This is a genomic window from Nitratireductor arenosus (genome assembly GCF_009742725.1).
Lineage (GTDB): Bacteria > Pseudomonadota > Alphaproteobacteria > Rhizobiales > Rhizobiaceae > Mangrovimarina > Mangrovimarina arenosa.
This window is the reverse complement of sequence record NZ_WPHG01000002.1, coordinates 410196-429380: the sequence shown is the minus strand read 5'-3', so window position 1 is coordinate 429380 and position 19185 is coordinate 410196. Positions and strand designations below refer to the sequence as shown.

Sequence of the window (19185 nt, the reverse complement as noted above, 5' to 3'; positions counted from 1 at the left end):
AGTAGCATCCGTGTTTAGAGGTCGAGGAGCCCGCGCCGGCGCAGCAGGATCCACAGGAAGAACGGCGCGCCGACGGCCGCGGTCACGATGCCGATCGGCAGTTCGGCCGGCGCGACGATGGTGCGGCTGACGGCGTCGGCCGCAAGCAGCAGGCTTGCGCCCAAAAGTGCCGAGGCCGGCAGCAGGTAGCGGTTGTCCGGTCCGATCAGGAGCCTGAGCAGATGCGGCACCACGATGCCGACGAAGCCGATGCCGCCGGAAACGGCAACCGACGCGCCCACCGCCGCAGCCACACCGACAATCGAAACGTTCTTCAGCCGTTGCACGGGCACGCCGATATGGTGGGCGGTCGCCTCGCCGAGCGCCAACGCGTTGAGCCCGCGCGCGACAAAGGGCGTGGCCGCCAGCGCCAGCACGATCACCGGGCCGGCGGCGGCGATCTTGGCCCAGGTCGCCCCGGCCAGCGATCCCAGGGTCCAGAAGGTGAGGTCGCGCAACTGCCGGTCGTCGGCCATGAAGATCAGCACGCCGGTAAACGCCATCGCCAGGGCGCCGAGCGCGATGCCGGCCAACAGCATGGTCGCGACCGAGGTCCGGCCGCTGCGCGTCGAGATGCGGTAGAGCGACAACGTCACCACCAGCCCGCCGGCGAAAGCGGCCGCCGGCAGCGCGTAGAGGCCGAACACCGCGACCAGCGGCGCCAACGTCGAGCCGCCCAAAACGATGACAGATACCGCTCCCAGGCTCGCACCGGCGGACACGCCCACTAGGCCCGGATCGGCCAGCGGGTTGCGGAACAGCCCTTGCATCACCGCGCCCGAGACGGCGAGCGCGGCCCCGATCAGAAGCCCCAGGATCGTGCGCGGCAGGCGAATGTCATAAACAATCACCTGGTCGCGCAACGACATCGCGGCCTCGCCGCCGCGCGCACGCGCGGCGAGATCGGCAACCACACCCCAAATCGAGGCATCCGACGCGCCATAACCCAGACTGGCGACCACGGTCGCGGCCAGGAGAACGCTCAGCACGACAAGGGCAAGGCGCGCACGGGACGACCGGTCGCCCGCGCCGCCTTGTTCGTGCACGCCTACGGGCATCGCAGCGGTCGACTGAGACATCGCCACGCCGTCAGTTGGAGACACGATCGCCGTAAAGGCGGAGCGCCAGATCGCGCGCGGCCGCAGCGGTACGCGGTCCGAAGCCGAGCAGATAAAGCCCGTCCATGCGCACAAGCTGCCGGTTCGTCCCCGCCGGCGTCTGGGCGATCGCCGGATGCGCGAACAGTTCCTGTTCCGAAATCTCGAGATCGTCGCCGCGCGCCATCATCAGGACGACATCGGGTTGTGCCTCGATCACCGCCTCGTCGGTCAGTTGCTTGTAACCTTCGAACCCCGACACCGCGTTTTCGGCGCCGGCAAGCGCGACGATGCCGCTTGCTGCCGTGTCGGCGCCAGCGGCCAGGATCTTGCCGCCCTGCAGGCTCAGCACGAACAAAACCCGCTTGCGCGGAGCAATGTCGGCCGTCAATTGCCGCGCGGCCTCCAGTTCGCCGCCCACCTTGTCAACCAGCGCAGTGGCCTTATCCTCGACACCGAGCGCCTTGCCGATGCTGCGAATCTTGGCCAAGATCCCCTCGCCGTCGAACCGCTCGGGCACCATCACCATCGGCACGCGCGCCTTTTCGAGCACATCGATCGCCTCGGGCGGGCCGCTGCCCTCCAAGGCCAGGATGGCGTCGGGATCGACCGACAGCACGCCTTCGGGCGACAGCCGGCGCATATAACCGACGTCGGGTAGCGCGATCGCCGCCGGGGGATATTGCCCGGTCGAATCGCGCGCCACCAGCCGGCCCTGCTCGCCGAGTTCATAGATGATCTCCGTCACCGAGCCGCCGATCGACACCAGCCGTTCGCTGTCGGCGAGCGCGGCGGTTTCGGAGGCCTGCGCATGCCCGCCTGGCCGCGGCGCGACAAGCGGGGCCATCGTCAGCGCCGCGGTCAACAGGCAGGCGCCGGCGCGCAACAGGCTGCGGCGCGAATTCCAGGTCTTCATGGGCTTGCTCCTCACGCGGCTGTGGACTGGGCATAAGCGGGAAGGTCGGCGACCAGCGAACGCCACGCGGTGCGCTCGACAGTGCCTTCCTCGCGCTGGCCGAAAAACTGGATGATCAGGCTTCCCCGGGCGTCATACGCCTCGATCGAGGTGACATGACCGTCCTTGGTCGGCTTTTTCACCGCCCACGCATCGCTGATGTGGTCGGTGCGCAAATGCAGGTGAAAGCTCGGATCCATGACGTTGAGCCAGGGGCCCATCGGCTTCAGCGTGCGGATCGGCCCGGAATGAATCTGGATACAGCCGCGGCTGCCGACGAAACACATGATCGGCAGCGCAATGCGCGCGGCCTCATGCATCATCGCCGCCACGGCTTCATTGTCGAGCCGATAGGCGAAATCCCGCCCGACCAGTTCGACGGCGCGCCGCCGCGTCAATTTCAGGTCGCGCAAAATGCCGATGAACTGATGCACGTCGCGCATATCCGCCCAGCGCGTGCGCAGCGCGTCGGTATCGACTGGCGTGTCGGTCGGCTCCGCCCCACCGGTGGCGGGCGGCGGCGCGATCGCGACCGAGGCGGTCTGATCGTCGGAAAGCAGGGTTGCGACCAGTCCCTCGTAGGCGTTGACGTCGGAGGCCGGACGCAGATGGATCTTGTGAACGGCATCGCCGTGGGCGTCGAAAAACTGCAGGCTGCGCCGCACATTGGTCTCGTCGCGCTTTTCGACCGCGAACCCATGCACGAAATGGCGCGGAAACAGCCGCAAATCGATGTCCTTGCCCAAAAGCATCGCCGCATGCTTGCCGGGCACCGGTTTGTCGTAGGGGCCGATCTTTTCGTGCACCGCGCTTTCATTGCGCGTCAGCGCCATCACTTCGCCGAGCGCGCCGAGTCCGGCCAGAAGCCTGTCGAGATCGGGGGCGATGCGCCGCACGCCGTGGCCGCAATGGGCCGCGACCAATTCGGCTTCGCTGATCCCAAGCCGCTCGGCCAGATCGCGCTCGCGCAGCTTGGGATTGTCGATCCGCGTCTGGCGGATATCGGCCGGCGTTGTTTTCGTGTCTACATTCATGGTCGTGCTGACGTTCATGGCCCGCCCCTATTTGTTGAGAATGAGTTTGCCCTGGCGGGTGATTTTCAACCGGTAGAGCGCGTCGCCGTGCTCGATGCCGATTTCCTGAGCCCCGTCGAACAGGGCTTCGCTGGTCACGGTGCGCGGCAGCGATTTCTGGCTGCCCGTGTCGGCGCCCGGTCGAAGGGCGGCATGGGGCCTGTATCCAGGCGAATCGATTTTTGCGCGATCGGTGTTCACGTCACAGAGCCTCCATTCGCGCCGGGCTTGCAGAGGAGCTGGCTGGGCGTCGTGAAACGGTCGATTGATTTCTTGACAGCTTTAGTCAGGTTAATTACGAAGCGCAATACCGGAGTTTGAAATTCAAGTTTAAAGCCCGGCAAGAACAATCACATGCGAGCAAGCCCCGGGCCAGCCAGCATCTCAGCCTATGGAATCAGGAGTTGGGTGATGGGGCTCGTGTCTCGTAACGTATTTTGTCTTTTGGGGAGTGCCGCCGTCGTCGCGGTCGCGACGGCCAGCGTGACGCATGCCCAAGACGGCGCGCAAACGAATGTCGCCGACAAGCAAGGGCGCGTGACGCTGCTGCAGCGTCTCGTGCTTGGCGCCGGCGTCGAAAAAATTGCCATCGACACCCCGCAATCCGTCAGTGTCGTCGAGCAGGAAGATATCGATCAGGAACAGGCGACGACCGTTGGCGATGTCCTGAAACGTATCCCCGGCGTCAACACCTCCGGCTCCGACCGCGTGTTCGGCCAGACCTTCAACATCCGCGGGATCGGCGCGCCCGAATCGGCCGGCGAGGAAGGCCGCATCATCGTCACCGTCGATGGCGCGACCAAATTCTACGAACAGTATCGCATGGGCGGCTTTTTCTCCGATCCCGAGCTCTACAAGAAAGTCGAGGTGCTGCGCGGACCGGCTTCCTCGACGCTCTACGGCTCGGGCGCGCTTGGCGGGGTGATCAATTTCGTCACCAAGGACGCCTCCGACTTCATCGCCGACGGCGACACCGGCGCGCTCCGCCTGAAGGGCGGCTTCAATTCCAACCGTAACGGCTGGCTCGGCTCGGTGGTGTTTGCCCAGCGCATGAGCGCCGACGCCGAATTCCTGCTGTCGGGCAATTTCCGCCGCGCCGATCCCTATGTCACCGGCAACGGCACCGAAATCCGCAGCTCCGACTTTTCCGCCTGGTCGGGTCTTGCCAAGGGCACGTTCAATGTCGGCGAGGAAGGCCGGCTCAGGCTCTCCTACCAGCAGTGGGATTCGGATGCCGACGATCAGGATTATGCCCAGGTCGGCACCGAATCGCTGTTCGGCACGGTCGACCGCCACGTCGTCGACCGCACCGGCGTCGTTTCCTACGAAAATCCGTTCAGCGACAATGACTGGCTCGACCTGAAGGTTTCGGCCTCCTATTCCGACACCAAGGTCGACCAGACCGACGCAACCGGCAACCCGATGTTCGGGCTGACCTGCGCGACAAGCCTTTTGTTCTGCGACACCGAATACGGCTACCGGACCTGGCAGTTCAACGTGCAAAACACCAGCGAGTGGCGCGGCGAGAACTGGGAGAACTTTCTCACCTATGGCTGGCAGACCGCCTACCAGGTCCGCACCGCCGAGCCGATGACGCTGGCCGGCACGCCGGGCGGCATCAATTTCCATCCAGAAGGCACCGACCTGAAGACCGGCCTGTTCGTGCAGAACGAATTCATCTGGGACGAGCGTCTGACGATCATTCCCGGCGTCCGGCTGGACTGGCACCGTCTGTCGCCGGGCACGAGCACCGGGCTGACCGCCTCCGACACCGACACCGCCGTCTCGCCCAAGATCGCCGCCCACTACCGCTTCAACGACCATGTCGCCGTGTTCGGCTCGATCGCCCATACCGAACGCTTCGCCACGCTCGATGAGGTGTTTTCGACTGGCGGCTCGCGCAATTCCTTCCTGCCCAGCCTCGACCTGAACAAGGAAGCCTCGAACAATTACGAGATCGGCTTTGCGCTGTCGGGCTACGACATTTTTCAGCCGGGCGACGGCGTGCAGTTGAAGACGACCGGCTTCTACAACGACATCAGCGACCTGATCAGCCTCAATCCGGCGCTCCGTCCCGGGCCGAACGCCCTGCCCGGCTACGTCAATATCGACAAGGCGCGTATCTACGGCTTCGAGGTCGAACTCGCCTACGAATCGGACTTCATCTTCGCCAATGCCGGTTATTCGCACGTCGTCGGCAAGGACCAGACGACCGGCGCCTATCTGACCACGGTCGCCCCGCACGAGCTGGCCTTCACGCTCGGCGGCAAGCTGCCGCAGCACGACCTCAGGTTTGGCTGGAAGGCACGCGTGGTCGCCGCGCCGCAGGATCCCGCCCTGCGCTCCTCGCAGGCAAACTGGACAGGCACCTCGACACGGTTCGCCGACAGCTTCGACGTGCACGACGTTTTCGTGAGCTGGACGCCCCAGGACGACCAGTTCGCCGGCTGGGAAGCCGAATTCGGTGTCGACAATCTTTTCGACACCGAGTTTAAGGAGTTCCTGCACAACGACGCAGCCAAGGGCCGCACGTTCAAGCTTTCCCTCAGCAAGCAGTTCGGATGGTAACGATGAAAAAACGGGTGACGACCGCAAGTCGTATTCTGACCGCGATCCTTGTGCTGTCGCCCGTCGCGGGCGGCCCGGCCCTCGCTCAAACGGGCGAGCCGGGCCCCTCGCTCGCACTGGAGCTGAACGCGATCGAGCCGGGTGACGGCGGCTGCCGTTTCACTTTCGTGATTGCCAACCAGCTCGGTGCGGCCCTCGACAAGGCGGCCTTCGAGATCGTGCTGTTCGACAAGGCCGGCATGGTCGACCGGCTGGTGACGCTCGATTTCAAGGCCCTGCCGCAGGGCAAGACCAAGGTCAGGCAGTTCGACCTGCCCGGCGTGGACTGTGCCGGTGTCGGCCGGGTGCTGGTCAACGACGCCACCCAGTGCGAGGGAGCCGGCGTCGATGCGACGGCCTGTCTGCGCGCCCTCGAACCGGCGACCAAGACGGCCATCGAATTCGGAGTGTGACGCCATGAAGCCCAACATTCTCGACGATGTGCGCGCCTTTCTCGAGCTCGGTGGCCCGGTGGTGGCCATCCTGCTCGTGCTGTCGGTGTTCGCGCTGGCGCTGATCCTGATCAAGCTGACCCAGTTCTGGCGCGAGCGCGTCGGTTCCGGTGCAGTGGCCAACCGCGCCTTGCATCTGTGGGTTCACGGCAGCGTCGGCGATGGCCGCCAGATGGCCGAGACGGATCCCTCGCCGGTTGGCGGCGCATTGGCGACTGCGATGCGGCTTTCGGCAAACCGTGCCGCGTCCAAGGCGGTGATCGAGGACGAGATCGGCCGTGTGGCCGTCACGCGCCTGCACGACCTGCAGCGCGGATTGCGCGCGCTCGACGCCATCGCCCAGATCGCGCCGCTGCTCGGCCTGTTCGGCACGGTGCTCGGCATGATCGAGGCGTTCCGGCAGTTGCAGGGCGCCGGCAGCGCCGTCGACCCGTCCCTCCTGGCCGGCGGCATCTGGGTCGCTCTTTTGACGACGGCGGCCGGCCTTGCCGTGGCGATGCCGGTTTCGCTGGTGCTGACCTGGTTCGAGACCCGCATCGAAAACGAGCGCGTGGCGATCGAGACCGTCACCACCGCGTTCCTGTCGCAGCAGGCACTCGGCACGGCCGGCACCCGGCTGGAACCAAATACGCCCGAAGCCGCCCAGCCGGCCGCGGTGGAACGAAGCCATGCGCATTGAAACCGCCCGCCGACCCCGGCGTCCGGTCTCCGTGACATCGCTGATCGACGTCATCTTCCTGCTGCTGCTGTTTTTCATGCTGACCTCCACCTTCGCCAAATTCTCCGAGGTCGAGATCACCGGCGGCCGCGCCGGCGAGGCTGTCGCCGGCAAGCCCCCCGATATCATCGTTCGGCTGTCGGAGACGGACTGGCGCGTGAACGGGCGACCTCTCACCGAAGCCGACGCGCTTGTGGAAATCGGCCGCCTGGAGCAGGCCGGCGCCGAAACCGCCGTGATTCTGGTACGTGGCGATATGACCTCCCAGGCCATGGTCGGCGCCATCGAGGCGATCCGCCGCGGCACCGGCCTGTCGCTTTCCGTCGCGCGGTAGCCGCCATGAAGCTGCCACGCCCACGCCCCCGTACAAGGCACGAATCGACGATCACCCTGATCAACATCGTCTTTTTGATGCTGATCTTTTTCCTGATCGCCGGCACGCTGACGCCGCCGATGGAACGGGACGTCGCCCTGATCACCACCTCGCAATCCGATCGTGCCGAGCCGCCGCGCGCGCTGTTCGTGACCAGCGACGGCGCCCTCAGCGCCGGCGGCGAACCCGTCACGGCAGCCGATTATGTCGAGCGGTTGCGCGCCGCCTCCGGCGCGGACGGAGCCATACCGGTTGTCAAGGTCGCGGCCGACCGCGCACTGCCGGCACAGGAGCTGATCGGCATCGTGGCGGCGCTGCGCGACGCCGGCGCCGGCCGGATCGCCCTCGTCACCGAGCGGGAGACGCCATGAGGTCCGCCTGGAAATGGTCGATCGCGGTGCTCGCCTCGGGCCTGGTGCATGCCGGCGCTGCCGCCTATCTGCTCGCCGAACGGCCCGAGGCGGTCGACATCGCCGGCTCGGCGGCGATGGAGGTCGCGCTGCTCGGCTCGTTCGAAGAAGCCTTCGCCGCCGGCGAGCCGGCGCCCGACAGCGAGATTGTCGAGCCCGTCGACACGCCGGCCGAAACGGCGGCCGCCAGGGAGGCGCCGGCCGGCGAAACCGTCGAACCGGACGAAGCCGTCCAGCCCCGCCCGATACCCGAAACGGAAAGCCGCGAAATCGCCGCCCGGGCGGCCGACGCAGCCGAGACGACCAAAGCCGAGCCTCGGGTGGCCGATGTCACGGAAGCCGTCGCGCCGCAGGCGCCGCAACCGGCGCAGGTGCTGGTGCCGGCCGAGGCGATCGCCCCGGTCGGGGTCGAGCCTGTCAACGCGGCAACGACCGCGCCCGAGCCGGCGCCGGAGGCCGAGCCGGTCGTGACCGCACGCGCCCGGATTACCCCCGTTAAGACGTCCGAGGCGCTGGCGCCCGTCGACGAGATCGCCATCCCCGACGACGTGCCCTTGCCGACCGCGCGCCCGCAACCGCCGAAAGTCCAGCAGGCGCTGGTACGGCCTGAAAAACCGCGCGCCAGGGAAGCCCCGCGCAAGAAGGCCGAAACCCCGCGCAAGCAACGCAAGAAAAAGCAGGCCTCCGGCCAGGGCGGCCGAGCCGAGCAGAGCACGCGGCGCGGCGAGGCCAACGGCAACGAACGCGGCCGCGCGGCCGCACAGGGCACCGGCAGCCGCAAGCAGGGCGCGGCCGGCAACGCCGCCGTCTCCAACTATCCCGGCAAGGTGGCGCGCAAGCTCCGCAGGGCGCTGCGCGGCGTGTCTCGCGCCGCCCGGCGCGACGCCCGGCGCGACGTCCATGTCCACTTCGTCGTCACCCGCAATGGCGGTCTCGGCTCGGTGCGCATCATCCAGAGCTCCGGCTCCGACACGCTGGACAAGGCCGCCCTCGCCTCGGTGCGGCGCGCGGCTCCGTTCCCGCCAATACCGGCCGCGGCGGGCCGTTCGAACTGGAAGTTTTCCGTCCCGCTCGGCCTGGCACGCTGACACCCAACCGCGAAAGGATAGTCATGACCGGCATGCTCGCCTTCGACCGCCTCGTCGCGCAGCGCCATGGCGACGGGCTGGACCCGCGCCTGCGCGCGCTGTTTGAGGACCAATTCGACCGCCGGCGCGGCGGCATCGTCGACCTCGACGGCAAGCGGCCCGCCGATCTTTGCCAGGCCGGCCCGAACCCGTTCCGCGACCGGCCGGCCCGGCTGCCGGCCGGCGTGGTGTCCTTTCCCGAGCCGGAAACGGACCGCTGCGAGCGCACGCCAACACCCCTCTCCAAAGCCTGAAAGGACACCGCCATGTATATCGCCATGAACCGTTTCAAGGTCAAAACCGGGTCGGAAGCCGATTTCGAACAAGTCTGGAAAGGGCGCGATTCCAGCCTGTCGGAGATGAACGGCTTCAAATCCTTCCACCTTTTGCGCGGCGCGCGCAATGAAGACGAAGGTTACACCTTGTTCGCCTCCCATACCGTCTGGGCGAGCCACGAAGACTTCCTCGCCTGGACCAAGTCGCAGCAGTTCCGCGACGCGCACAAGAATGCGGGCTCCAACACGCCGCTTTATCTCGGCCATCCCCAGTTCGAGGGCTTTTCCGTGGTCGAGGGCGCGTAGACATGCAGCCTCCCGCGGTTTGGGCGTGGAGGTGACGACGATCGCGCGCAGGACGCTGTGCGCCATCGCCTTGTCGACCTCGTGGCGCTGGCCGGCATCGAGCGAGCGATGGTGGAGGCCGATCGGCAAACCGTCCTCGTCGACGCACCACCGCCGCTGGGACAGGATTTCGGCCTCAAGCCGTTCATCTTAAAATGGGATCGTTTGACCGCCGGGATTTCGTCGTCTGGCCAGGAGCGCGCGGCGATGCGGTGCAGGCACCGCGAGCCGCGCGTGACGCCGTAAGACGCGCGAAAGACCAAGGTCGGGCGATTATAGTTTGACGGGCGATATCAAAACCACGGGCGTTCCCCGGCTCGGACGGCTCTAGCGCGGCGCTGGCAAGAGCGCGCCGGTCCACCCTGCCAGCCGATAAGCGACAAGCCCGATCCATTCACGTACGGCCAGCACCATGTTGTGCAGGGAATCGATCGGATTGTCCTGCGTCAGTCCGGGCGTTTCCTGACCGCTCGTGCGGTAGTCTGTCGGCCAGGCAATAACGTCGAAGCCGGCCTTACGGAAAAGCCCCATCGAGCGTGGCATGTGAAAGGCGGAGGTGACAAGCAGCCAACGCTCTCCAGGCGCGGGCTTGGCGAGCCGGTGGGAGAACTGCGCGTTCTCATAGGTGTTGCGCGACTGGTTTTCCAACAGCAGCCGGCCGGGATCAACGCCGAGCGCTTCCAGGAGACGCGGCGCGGTCTCAGCGTCGCTCTCGCCTTTCAACAGCAACGCGCCGCTGCCGCCCGAGATCAGGATTTTGGCGTCAGGCAGGCGCCGCGCCAGGACCGCCGTCTCCACGAAGCGGTCGCCGCTCCGGTTCAATTCGTAGCCGCCGCGCACCCGGTTGACGCCGCCTTCGAAGCCACCGCCGAGGACCACGATCCCGGCAACGGTTTCGGGCAGCCTGTCGGGCCGGCGAAAGCGGTCCTCGAGCGGGTGCAGCAAAAGCGCGCCCGCCGTCGTCCACCCACCGAGCAGGAGGATAGCCGTTGCCGCGAATGTCGCCGCGCCGGCGCTGCGCCGCCAGCCCAACAGGCCGGCGGTCAGTGCCGTTATCAGCAGCAGGACCGACAGGCTGAGAGGATTGGCCAACGCCCAGAAAATCTTCGATACGACGTAAAACAAGCTGGATTTCTCCCCTGGCGCATCGGCGCCGCTCCGACTCAGGGCCGGACGGCGTCTTCCTGTTCGTCCGTATCCGGCCGGTCGGTCGTATCCGGTTCTGGCGGCGCGAATCGGTCAACGAACCGGCGCAGCTCGGCAAGCACGGCGGCGGCTTCCGCGTCGTCGAGCCCGATGCCGAAGCTGCGCGTCTTGCCGCCGGCGACGAAGCCGATCCGGCGCGGCGCGAAAATGCTCGGCACTTCCGGCGGCTTGTCGGGCATCAGCCCGACGGACGACACGTTTTCGACCGGGTAGACCTGTTTGCGGCCGAACGGCCGGAAGCCGCGTTCGACGACGATCGCGCCGGCACTGACCAGGAACAGTTTTTCGACGCCGATCAATTGCCACAGCACCACCCCGCCGATCATGAAACCGCCGGCGGTCCAGCCGGCGAGCCAAAACAGCAAGAAGAGGTCGAGCGCCGCCGGGCCGCCGCTCAGCACTTGCCACACGACGAAGACCTCGCCTGCCCCCCAGCCGATCAGCCAGAACAACAGGAACCCTAAGGCCAGCGGTTCGCGCCGGGCGGGGTTGTAGACGCCGATGCCGTCCTCGGTTTCGCGGATGACAATCCGCCCCTGTCGGCGCGCCGGCATGCCGTCGGCCCGATCCCTCACATCACTCATATGTCCGTCTTCCCACCCATGCCCCTGTTGCAAATTATCAACGCTCGCGGCCTTCGACAATTCGCAACTGTCGTAGCGGATTGACCCGACGCCGTTTTCGTCTATGTCCCGGCAATTCGGAGCTTTTATGTCCACCTTGTCTGAATCCCGATAAAGCCCGATCCGGCGACGGATCGGGCCCGACCATGAGCCGGCACGGCGCGCCCGGTGGCACGCCGCTGCTTGTCGTGGCCGCGGCGCATATGCGCCGCGCATCGTGGACTTCACCGACAAATGGATATTTCACGCAAGGAACAGCGCGTGCTGCACGTGCTGGCGCAGGGCGGATTCATCCGTCTGGCGCGCAACGAAGACGGTAAGATCGGACAGATCGAATGCTACAGCCGCGAAGGCTGGATGTTCACGCATTTCGACCAGTTCCTGTTCCGTAAGCTCAGGCGCAAGCGCGCCATCGCCTCAAGCCAGGGCGGCCCCTACCGCATCACGCGGCGCGGGCTTGCCCTGGTGCGCGCGCAGCTCGACAACCGCTGAAAAGCGCCCGTCCCGACCGCCGCGCCTTGCGGCCGGCCGGGACGGGCAGCATCGTCACGGGCAGGGGTTTCCGACCCGCTGATGAACGGCGTCAACGGCGTCCCGCATCTCCTCGCTCCAATCCACCTCGGCGGAATCCAGAGCGGTTTCCAGTTGCGCGATCGACGTAGCGCCGATGATGTTGGACGTCACCACGGGACTGTGGGTGACGAACGCGTTGGCAAATAGCGCCGGTTCCATGCCGAACTGCCGGGCGAGCGCGTTATAGGCGCCAAAGGCCTCGGCCGCGTTCGGGGTCTCGTAACGTTGCAGCCTGTCGAAGAGCTGCTTGCGCGAGCCCTTCGGCAAGGCGCCGTCCTCGTATTTTCCGGTCAGATATCCTTGCGCCAGCGGCGAATAGGCTAAAAGCGCGACATCCTCGCGGCGGCAGGCCTCGGCGAGGTTCACCTCGAACGTGCGGTTGACGAGATTGTAGGCGTTCTGGATCGAGGCCGCGCGCGGCCCGACCTGCCGGTCGCTTTCGGCAACGAACCGCATCAGGCCCCAACCGCTTTCGTTCGACAGGCCGAAATGGCGGATCTTGCCGGCCTTCACCAATTCGTCGAACACAGCCAGCGTTTCGGCGATCGGCGTTTCGTCGGCGGGTCCGTCGGCCTGGTCGGCCGCGCCGACGCGGGTCGGGTTTGAGCCCCAGGGGATCGGCCGCTCGGGCCAGTGGATCTGGTAGAGGTCGAGATAGTCGGTTTGGAGTTTTTTCAAAGACTTGTCGATGGCGTCGAAAATGTCGGCGCGCACGAGTTTGGACGGCCGCCCGCCGCGAAACCATTCATTCGCGGTCCGTCCGACGACTTTCGACGCCAGGACGACATCGCCGCGATTGCCGCGCGCCTTCATCCACGTGCCGATGATCGTCTCCGTGCGGCCCTGGGTCTCCGCCTTTGGCGGGATCGGGTAAAGCTCGGCCGTGTCGATGAAATTCACCCCGCGCGCGAAGGCGATATCCATCTGCGCGTGGCCCTCGGCCTCGGTGTTCTGCTCGCCCCAGGTCATCGAACCGAGGCAGATTTGCGAAACAAACAGGTCCGTGCGGCCGATGCGGCGCTTTTGCATAAAAACTCTCCGGGATTGGTCGATCCGGGCGGATCTTGAAGTGGCGACTATAGCCACCAACCACCGCGCGCAAAAGCGTCCGCGTGGCCAAAGGACGGCATAGGGGTCAGCGCCAGTCGATCGCCGGCGGTTCGCGGAAGGCGAAACGCTCGAGATGGCTGGCGATCACCGAACGCATACGCTCCAGGTCTTCCGGCGTGCCGGCGCTCACCGTCATGGTCAGCATTTTTTCGCCGGCTGAGAGTGTGCAGGCGCCGAAATCGAATTCGATCGAGCCGTGTTCAGGGGTGAAGTTGACGGGGCGCTTATGGCCGAAATGCTTGCACAATTGCTGCAGGTAGCGGCTGGCCTTATCGGTCGTCACCATCGCGGTAGAGGTCAGCGGATCGCTTTCGTGGTCGCTCATCATCGTCTCCTCATGACATCATGGAGGAGAGATCGGTCAGCGGGGCCCGGAACGCAAGTTAAATCTGATAAAAATAGTCAAGTTAAAGCGATCAGCGCTTGGCGGCTGCGTTGCGCTTGGCCCGGTCGATCAGCATGTTGGCGATCTGCATGCGCGCAAGCGCCCGCTCGCGCCGATCCGGCGCCACCTTGTCGGGGTGGTTGTCGCGGGCGAATTCGCGCCGGATCCGGTCGAAATCCTTCGGCCAGCGCGCATAGGCGATCTTGAGTTCGGCCGCTATCGCGGCCGGATCGGCCGGCGGCAGCGGTTCTTCCGGCGGATCGGGCGTTTCGATGCCAGGCGCGTTCTCGGCCAGGCTCTCCAGTCCGGTGCGGCGATAAAGGCTCGCCACCACTTCGCCTGGAACATTGGCCCACAATTCCTCGACGGCCTCGGAGGACGGCACGAAGCCGAACGGCACCGACGGCCCGGCGCACTCCGCCTCGCTCTCGTCGGCCTTTGCCGCGATGAGTTCGTCGAGAAGTGTCGCAAACTCGCTGGTCGAGAAGCCGCTCAAACCACCTGCTCCAAGGGTTTTGCCATGAACGCGCCGGCACGATAGGCACAAGGAATTAACAAGCTGGCCAAAAAACCGGACCAAATTGAGTCATCGTAGCGGCGGTGCGGCTTGCCTCGTCGGGCCGCTGGGTGAGAGTGTTCACAGCTTCGCCGCCATCGTCGTTTATGCTCGGGCGCGATCGCAACACGAGAATCGCAGGAGAACCAGCATGCGCACCGGTTTGTTTTGCCTTGTCGCGACTATCACCGCCGCCGTGCCGGCCGGCGCGCAGGACCGGCCCTATCGCGACGACCGTTCCGACGCGGCCGCGCTGATCGCCTCCTACTACAACGCCGTCAACCGCAAGGAATATGCCCGCGCCTGGAGCTATTTCGGCGAGGACAAGCCGGCGGCCGACCTCGACGCGTTTGCTAACGGCTACGCCACGACCGAAAGCGTGGAACTCGTCGCCGGCGCTGCGGCTGAAGACGGCGCGGCCGGCAGCGTGTTTTTCCAGGTCCCGGTCGCGATCCGTGCGACGGAGGCAGGCGGCGGCCAAAACCTTTATGCCGGCTGCTACACGGCCCGGCTGATCGATCCGCAGATCCAGGACGAGCCGTTCCGCCCGCTATTCATCGTCGCAGCCAGTCTTGAGCCGGCCTCCGAACCGCTGGAGGATGCATTGCCGGCGCAATGCGGCGACGCACCGGCAAGCCCGCCGCGCGACGCCGGCATCGAGCGCGCCAGGGCGCTGTTCGACGCCGCCTACGACCAGACCTGCGACGGGACGCCGCCCGGCAGCGACAGGCCGCAGGCGCCGGACATCCACACGATCGGCTTCCGCTACAGCTATGACGACGCCGACGCCCCGGAGCGCCAGCTGCGGCTGTTTCGGTTTTACTGCCGGGCCGGCGCCTATAACGAGATGCATATCTATTACGTGGAAGACGAGATCGACGGCGTGCGCGAACTGCATTTTTCGACACCCGAACTCGACATTCGCTATGAAAACGACGACAGCGACGGTCCGGTCGATTCCATGCGCGTCATCGGCTTCACCGCCGAAAACCAGCTGGTGAATTCAGATTACGATCCGGAAAACTACACCATCACCTCCTACGCCAAATGGCGCGGACTGGGCGACGCGGCCGCCTCCGGTACCTGGCTGTTCCGCCATGGCCGCTTTTCGCTGGTCAAATACGAGGTCGACGCCTCCTATGACGGCGAGATCAATCCGGAATTGCTGCTCGACTATTATTCGGCGCCGTGAACGGCTTTATTCGCCAAATCCGGCACCAATTGCCTTCGGCGCCAGGCGAATCAGGCGGGAATCGGCGACGGCCGCCTGACGGTGAACGACCGCCTTTTGGTAGGCGGGATCCTTGACCATCTCCACGAAGGCGGCGCCCGACGGATATTCGGCGATGAAGCAATGGTCCCAGCGCTCGTCTTCGGGGCCGATCAGCATCAACCGGAAATCTCCGGCCCAGGCGATCTTGCCGCCGACCCGGCGAAAGATCGGCCCGCTTTCGCTCCCGTAGGCGGCGTAGGCCTGCGCGCCGGTCGCCCGGCGCCCGTCCGGATAGGCCGCGCGCTCGCGCAGCCGCACCAGATTGAGCATATGGACGGCCCCCTCCTCCGGCATTTGCCTGAATTCGCCGAATGTCTCGCGGGTCGGATCGATGAAGCCGGTCATGAACGATCTCCAAGAATTCGCGTCAGCGCCGTGTCAGCATCCAGTTGAGCGTCTCGCGCCAGTCGGTCATGCGGATCGGCGTTCCGTGCGTGCCGGTCTCGAAGCGCACGAAACGGACGGGATAGTCCGGCGCGGCCGCGAGGATCGCGCGGAAAAACGCTTCCTGTTTTTCGACCGGAAACACCGTGTCGCGGCTGCCCTGGCCGATGAAGACGGGGGTTTTCCGCTTGAAGGCCGGGCTTTTGAGGAAATCCGCATCCCAGTGCGAGCCGAGCAGAATCAGTCCGCCGAGGCGCGCGGCAACGCGCGCGTCCTCTGCCAGCGCGTAACACAGCGCCCCGCCCATCGAGCCGCACGCGACGAAGACCGGCGCCGCCGGCGAGCGCGCGGCGTAATGCTCGATCAACGCGGCAATGGCGTTCTTGCCGCCGGCGCCGAAATCGGGAAAGTCGGGCGACAGATAGAGCCCGTCATTGCGCATCATCAAATTCTTGATGCGATTGAAATTGCCGCCGAAGGTGAAGTCGTCGACCCCCTGCCGGCGGCTGCCGCCCTGGCCGTGCAGGTAGATGGTGATGATCTTGGCGCCCTCGCGCCGGCCGACCGCGTAGTGGCGCAACTCGCCGAGCGCGTATTGCTGCTGGGACGCGCGCACGCGCAAGGAGACGTAGTCGTCGCGCACCCGCCGTTCCGGCACGGCGTCGCGGCCGTTGATATCGCGCATCTCGCGATAGTCGACGACGCGGTATCGGCCGCCATCTGCCGAGCCGAGCGTCGCCGGATAGGCGAACAGCCGGTCCTTGTGGGGGGCGAGTTCGAAAGCGCCGGCGCTGCCCGCGGCAAGCAAAAGGGCGGCGAAAAGCAGAAAACGGCAAAACATCCCGGTCATCGCCGCGACTGTGCCGTCCGCCGCCGGGCTTGGCAAGCCCGGCATGGGGCGCTGATGCGGGTCTACCCCTCGAGCACGCCGCCTGCCCGCACGAGGGCGTCTTGCGTGTCGACATCGATGCTCGCCGCCGCGCCGATTTCCACGTCGATCACCTCGGCAAGCCCGCTTTCGACCAGATGGCGGGCGCCGGTATCGCCGGCAAGTCCGTCGACTGCCGCAAACACCGCGCGCGGCAGGATGACGGGGTTGCCGCGCTTGCCGTTATGGGTGGCGCGCACCACGGCGCGCCCGCCGGAACGCTCGAAGGCGCCGATCAGCGCATCGAGTGCCGCCGTGCCGATCGCGGGCATGTCGGCAAGCAGCACCAGCGCGCCATCGGCCGCCTCCGGCACGGCGTGCAGGCCCGCCTTCAGCGAAGTCGACAGGCCCTGGGCGAAATCGGGGTTCTGGCGCGTCTCGACGGCAAGCCCGGCAAGGGCCGCGGCCACGCGTTCGGCCTGATGGCCGACGATGACGGTCAGCCCGTCCGCGCGACTGGCCAGGGCACGCTCGGCGCTGCGCCGCACCAGCGGTGTGTCGTCGAACGAGGCCAGAAGCTTGTTCGGTCCGCCCATGCGGCTTGAGCGCCCTGCCGCCAGCAGCACGGCGTGCACTTTCGGCGGCGCTGCCGGCGCGTCGGCCGGCGCTGGCGCCTCGCGCGGCTGCGGCCGGGTGGCGATCTCCATCAACAGCCCGCCGACGCCCATGCCGGCGATCGTGCCGGCATCGACTTCGAGACCGGCCAGCATGCGGTCGAGCACCCAGTCGAAACCGTTTTCCTTCGGGCTGCGCGCGCAGCCCGGCGCGCCGAGAACCGGCACAGCGCCGATCCGCCCCTTGACCAGCAGATTGCCGGGATCGACCGGCATGCCGAAGCGTTCGACCGTACCGCCGGCGCCGCGGATCGCGGCCGGGATCACGTCGTCGCCGTCGCTGACGGCCGACGCGCCGAAGGCGATCACGATATCGCTGCCGGCTGTGGCGTCGGCCAGCGCCCGCGCCAGGCTCGCCTCGTCGTGCGGGGTGCGGCGCTCGAAGGCGATCGCGCTGCCCGAGGGTTCCAGCCGCGCGCGCATCGTCTTGACCGTCTTGTCGAGCACGCCCGGCTTGGTGCCCGGCAGGCTGGTCTGGATCAGGGCGACGCGTCGGGCGGTGAACGGATGCACGCCGAACACCGCGCCGCGCGCGGCGATCGCCTCGACCGCGTCGACCAGCGTGCCGGCGACGGCGAACGGAATGATTTTTACCGTGGCCACCATCCGGCCCGGTTCGACGCGAACGTGGTCGTTCAGCGTCGCGATGGTGATCGCCGGATCGACGGCGTTGATCGCGTCGACCAGCGCCCGGTCGACGCAAAACACGCCTGCCGGCCCGGCATGCAAATTGACACGTCCGGTCGCCGCGTCGCGGATCTCGACGGCGCGGCTTTTCAGCGCCGCGGCGATCCGGCGGGCGGCCTCGTTTTCGTCCAGGTCGCCGGGGTCGAGCACGGCCGCGGCGACCTCCGCGATGCCGGCCTCCCGCAAGGCCGCGATCTCGACTTCGCCAAGGCGGGTGCCCTTCTTGATCCGGCGCGTCCCGGCCTGGGTGGCGTGAGCGAGAATCGCGCCAAGCGCATCACGAACCGGTACGGGACCGAATTTCATGCCGCGCGGCTTTCCGTTGCCGCCGCCAGTCCGCGCGAGCGCAAGGCAGCGACGATCTGGGCCAGCACCGCCACGGCGATCTCGGCCGGGCTCGCCGCGCCGATATCGAGGCCGATCGGCGCCTGGATGCGGGTGCTCGCCTCATCCGTCACACCGGCCTCGGCAAGCCGTGCCAGGCGCTTGGCGTGGGTCTTGCGGCTGCCGAGCGCGCCGACGTAAAAACAACCCGTCTCCAGCGCCGCCTTGAGCGGAAAATCGTCGATCTTGGGATCGTGGGTGAGCGCGGCCAGCGCGGTATAGGCGTCGAGCGGCCGCCGTTTGAACACGTCCTCGGGCCAATCGGCCGCAAGCCGCGTCTCGGGAAAACGTTCCGGCGTAGCGAAGGCGGTGCGCGGGTCGATGATCTCGATGTCGAAACCGGCGATCCGGGCCATCGGCGCCAGCGCCTGGCTGATATGGACCGCGCCGATCGCCACGATGCGCGGCGGCGGCAGATGCACGTTGAGGAAAAACGACCCGCCCCCGGCCTCCACGGTGCCGGACTTGCCGGAGCGGAACGCGCGCTGCAGTGCCTCGCCGAGATGGCCCGAAAGCACATCGCCCTCGCGCACCAGCCGGTCTTTTCCATTCGCAAGGTCGGTGACGAGGATCGCCGCGCGGCGCGTGCGCCGTTCGGCGTTCAGCGACCTCAGGGTTTGAGCATGCATGGCGTCCTCCGCTCAGCCGAGAGGTTCGACATAGACTTTGATGCGCCCGCCGCAGGACAGTCCCACCTCCCAGGCGGTCTCGTCGGCGACGCCGAATTCGAGCAGGCGCGGCGCGCCCGTCTCGATCACGTCGGCGGCCTCGGCCACCACCGCGCCTTCCACGCAGCCGCCGGAGACCGAGCCCTCGAAATTGCCCTCGGTATCGATGACCAGATGGCTGCCGACCGGGCGCGGCGCCGAGCCCCAGGTTTCCACCACGGTTGCGATCGCGAGCGTGCGCCCGTCCTTCATCCAGCGTTCGGCGATCAGCAGCGGATCGCGCCGTTCGTCGAGGACCGAGAGGTTCTCCATGACTGCACTCC

25 protein-coding genes are annotated in these 19185 nt (G+C 66.6%); 11 read left to right on the top strand and 14 right to left on the bottom strand.

What is annotated here, in order from left to right; all coding sequences use genetic code 11:
- Positions 1-14 precede the first annotated feature (14 nt).
- The 4 genes from GN330_RS08995 to hemP are packed head-to-tail and all read right to left on the bottom strand — an operon-like array spanning position 15 to position 3365.
- Positions 15-1118, bottom strand: a complete 1104-nt coding sequence (locus tag GN330_RS08995) for a FecCD family ABC transporter permease (protein ID WP_197435101.1) — start codon at positions 1116-1118, stop codon at positions 15-17.
- 10 nt (positions 1119-1128) lie between these two features.
- Positions 1129-2052, bottom strand: a complete 924-nt coding sequence (locus GN330_RS08990) for a heme/hemin ABC transporter substrate-binding protein (protein WP_156712347.1) — start codon at positions 2050-2052, stop codon at positions 1129-1131.
- A gap of 11 nt (positions 2053-2063) precedes the next feature.
- Positions 2064-3125 (bottom strand): hemin-degrading factor, encoded by a 1062-nt coding sequence (locus GN330_RS08985; protein ID WP_156712891.1) that lies wholly within the window; start codon positions 3123-3125, stop codon positions 2064-2066.
- A 27-nt stretch (positions 3126-3152) separates the two neighbouring features.
- Positions 3153-3365 carry a hemin uptake protein HemP gene (hemP, locus tag GN330_RS24110; RefSeq protein WP_343040475.1) on the bottom strand — a complete coding sequence of 71 codons (213 nt, stop codon included), beginning with the start codon at positions 3363-3365 and terminating at the stop codon, positions 3153-3155.
- A 210-nt stretch (positions 3366-3575) separates the two neighbouring features.
- Here hemP and GN330_RS08975 point away from each other — a divergent pair, with 210 nt between their 5' ends.
- Genes GN330_RS08975 through GN330_RS08935 form a run of 9 tightly spaced genes read left to right on the top strand, consistent with a single transcriptional unit; the run spans position 3576 to position 9717 of the window.
- A complete protein-coding gene (locus GN330_RS08975) occupies positions 3576-5732 on the top strand; it encodes a TonB-dependent receptor domain-containing protein (protein WP_156712346.1) in 2157 nt (718 codons plus the stop codon).
- 2 nt (positions 5733-5734) lie between these two features.
- Positions 5735-6184 (top strand): hypothetical protein, encoded by a 450-nt coding sequence (locus GN330_RS08970; RefSeq protein ID WP_156712345.1) that lies wholly within the window; start codon positions 5735-5737, stop codon positions 6182-6184.
- A 4-nt stretch (positions 6185-6188) separates the two neighbouring features.
- Positions 6189-6902, top strand: coding sequence for a MotA/TolQ/ExbB proton channel family protein (locus tag GN330_RS08965; protein ID WP_156712344.1), 714 nt, complete (start codon positions 6189-6191; stop codon positions 6900-6902).
- Positions 6892-7275 (top strand): biopolymer transporter ExbD, encoded by a 384-nt coding sequence (locus GN330_RS08960; protein WP_156712343.1) that lies wholly within the window; start codon positions 6892-6894, stop codon positions 7273-7275. The genes GN330_RS08965 and GN330_RS08960 overlap by 11 nt, the downstream gene beginning before the upstream one ends.
- A gap of 5 nt (positions 7276-7280) precedes the next feature.
- On the top strand, positions 7281-7685 hold the full coding sequence (locus GN330_RS08955) for an ExbD/TolR family protein (RefSeq protein WP_156712342.1): 405 nt from the start codon (positions 7281-7283) through the stop codon (positions 7683-7685).
- The gene (locus GN330_RS08950) at positions 7682-8812 is read left to right on the top strand and encodes an energy transducer TonB (RefSeq protein ID WP_156712341.1); all 1131 of its coding nucleotides are present in this window, start codon (positions 7682-7684) and stop codon (positions 8810-8812) included. The genes GN330_RS08955 and GN330_RS08950 overlap by 4 nt, the downstream gene beginning before the upstream one ends.
- A gap of 23 nt (positions 8813-8835) precedes the next feature.
- The gene (locus GN330_RS08945; RefSeq protein ID WP_156712340.1) at positions 8836-9105 is read left to right on the top strand and encodes a hypothetical protein; all 270 of its coding nucleotides are present in this window, start codon (positions 8836-8838) and stop codon (positions 9103-9105) included.
- A 12-nt stretch (positions 9106-9117) separates the two neighbouring features.
- The gene (gene hmuQ / locus GN330_RS08940) at positions 9118-9432 is read left to right on the top strand and encodes a heme-degrading protein HmuQ (RefSeq protein WP_156712339.1); all 315 of its coding nucleotides are present in this window, start codon (positions 9118-9120) and stop codon (positions 9430-9432) included.
- A 57-nt stretch (positions 9433-9489) separates the two neighbouring features.
- Positions 9490-9717 carry a hypothetical protein gene (locus tag GN330_RS08935; protein ID WP_156712338.1) on the top strand — a complete coding sequence of 76 codons (228 nt, stop codon included), beginning with the start codon at positions 9490-9492 and terminating at the stop codon, positions 9715-9717.
- Positions 9718-9798: 81 nt separating this feature from the next.
- Here the strand turns inward: GN330_RS08935 and GN330_RS08930 are convergent, their stop codons facing one another.
- Together GN330_RS08930 and GN330_RS08925 are read right to left on the bottom strand one after the other, a co-directional pair.
- On the bottom strand, positions 9799-10596 hold the full coding sequence (locus tag GN330_RS08930) for a YdcF family protein (RefSeq protein ID WP_156712337.1): 798 nt from the start codon (positions 10594-10596) through the stop codon (positions 9799-9801).
- A 38-nt stretch (positions 10597-10634) separates the two neighbouring features.
- Positions 10635-11261, bottom strand: a complete 627-nt coding sequence (locus GN330_RS08925) for a hypothetical protein (RefSeq protein ID WP_156712336.1) — start codon at positions 11259-11261, stop codon at positions 10635-10637.
- 273 nt (positions 11262-11534) lie between these two features.
- Between GN330_RS08925 and GN330_RS08920 the strand changes: the two genes are divergently transcribed.
- Entirely contained in the window at positions 11535-11792 is a 258-nt protein-coding gene (locus tag GN330_RS08920) for a YjhX family toxin (protein WP_156712335.1), read from the top strand.
- A 54-nt stretch (positions 11793-11846) separates the two neighbouring features.
- On the opposite strand, the gene GN330_RS08915 is transcribed toward GN330_RS08920, so the two are convergent.
- From GN330_RS08915 to GN330_RS23770, 3 genes are all read right to left on the bottom strand, one after another.
- A complete protein-coding gene (locus GN330_RS08915; protein ID WP_156712334.1) occupies positions 11847-12902 on the bottom strand; it encodes an aldo/keto reductase in 1056 nt (351 codons plus the stop codon).
- A 106-nt stretch (positions 12903-13008) separates the two neighbouring features.
- Complete coding sequence (locus GN330_RS08910; protein WP_156712333.1) at positions 13009-13308, bottom strand: DUF2218 domain-containing protein; 300 nt, start codon at positions 13306-13308, stop codon at positions 13009-13011.
- 91 nt (positions 13309-13399) lie between these two features.
- Positions 13400-13864, bottom strand: coding sequence for a hypothetical protein (locus GN330_RS23770; protein ID WP_246188600.1), 465 nt, complete (start codon positions 13862-13864; stop codon positions 13400-13402).
- Positions 13865-14075: 211 nt separating this feature from the next.
- On the opposite strand from GN330_RS23770, the gene GN330_RS08900 reads away from it, so the two are divergent.
- Positions 14076-15116 carry a DUF1176 domain-containing protein gene (locus tag GN330_RS08900; RefSeq protein WP_156712332.1) on the top strand — a complete coding sequence of 347 codons (1041 nt, stop codon included), beginning with the start codon at positions 14076-14078 and terminating at the stop codon, positions 15114-15116.
- A 6-nt stretch (positions 15117-15122) separates the two neighbouring features.
- On the opposite strand, the gene GN330_RS08895 is transcribed toward GN330_RS08900, so the two are convergent.
- From GN330_RS08895 to GN330_RS08875, 5 genes are all read right to left on the bottom strand, one after another.
- Entirely contained in the window at positions 15123-15542 is a 420-nt protein-coding gene (locus GN330_RS08895; RefSeq protein ID WP_156712331.1) for a DUF1330 domain-containing protein, read from the bottom strand.
- 22 nt (positions 15543-15564) lie between these two features.
- Positions 15565-16422, bottom strand: coding sequence for an alpha/beta hydrolase (locus GN330_RS08890; RefSeq protein WP_425487163.1), 858 nt, complete (start codon positions 16420-16422; stop codon positions 15565-15567).
- 71 nt (positions 16423-16493) lie between these two features.
- Positions 16494-18116 (bottom strand): NTP transferase domain-containing protein, encoded by a 1623-nt coding sequence (locus GN330_RS08885; protein ID WP_156712329.1) that lies wholly within the window; start codon positions 18114-18116, stop codon positions 16494-16496.
- Positions 18113-18823 (bottom strand): XdhC family protein, encoded by a 711-nt coding sequence (locus GN330_RS08880; RefSeq protein ID WP_156712328.1) that lies wholly within the window; start codon positions 18821-18823, stop codon positions 18113-18115. The genes GN330_RS08885 and GN330_RS08880 overlap by 4 nt, the downstream gene beginning before the upstream one ends.
- Before the next feature lie 12 nt (positions 18824-18835).
- Positions 18836-19174 carry an XdhC family protein gene (locus tag GN330_RS08875; protein WP_156712327.1) on the bottom strand — a complete coding sequence of 113 codons (339 nt, stop codon included), beginning with the start codon at positions 19172-19174 and terminating at the stop codon, positions 18836-18838.
- Positions 19175-19185: the final 11 nt, after the last annotated feature.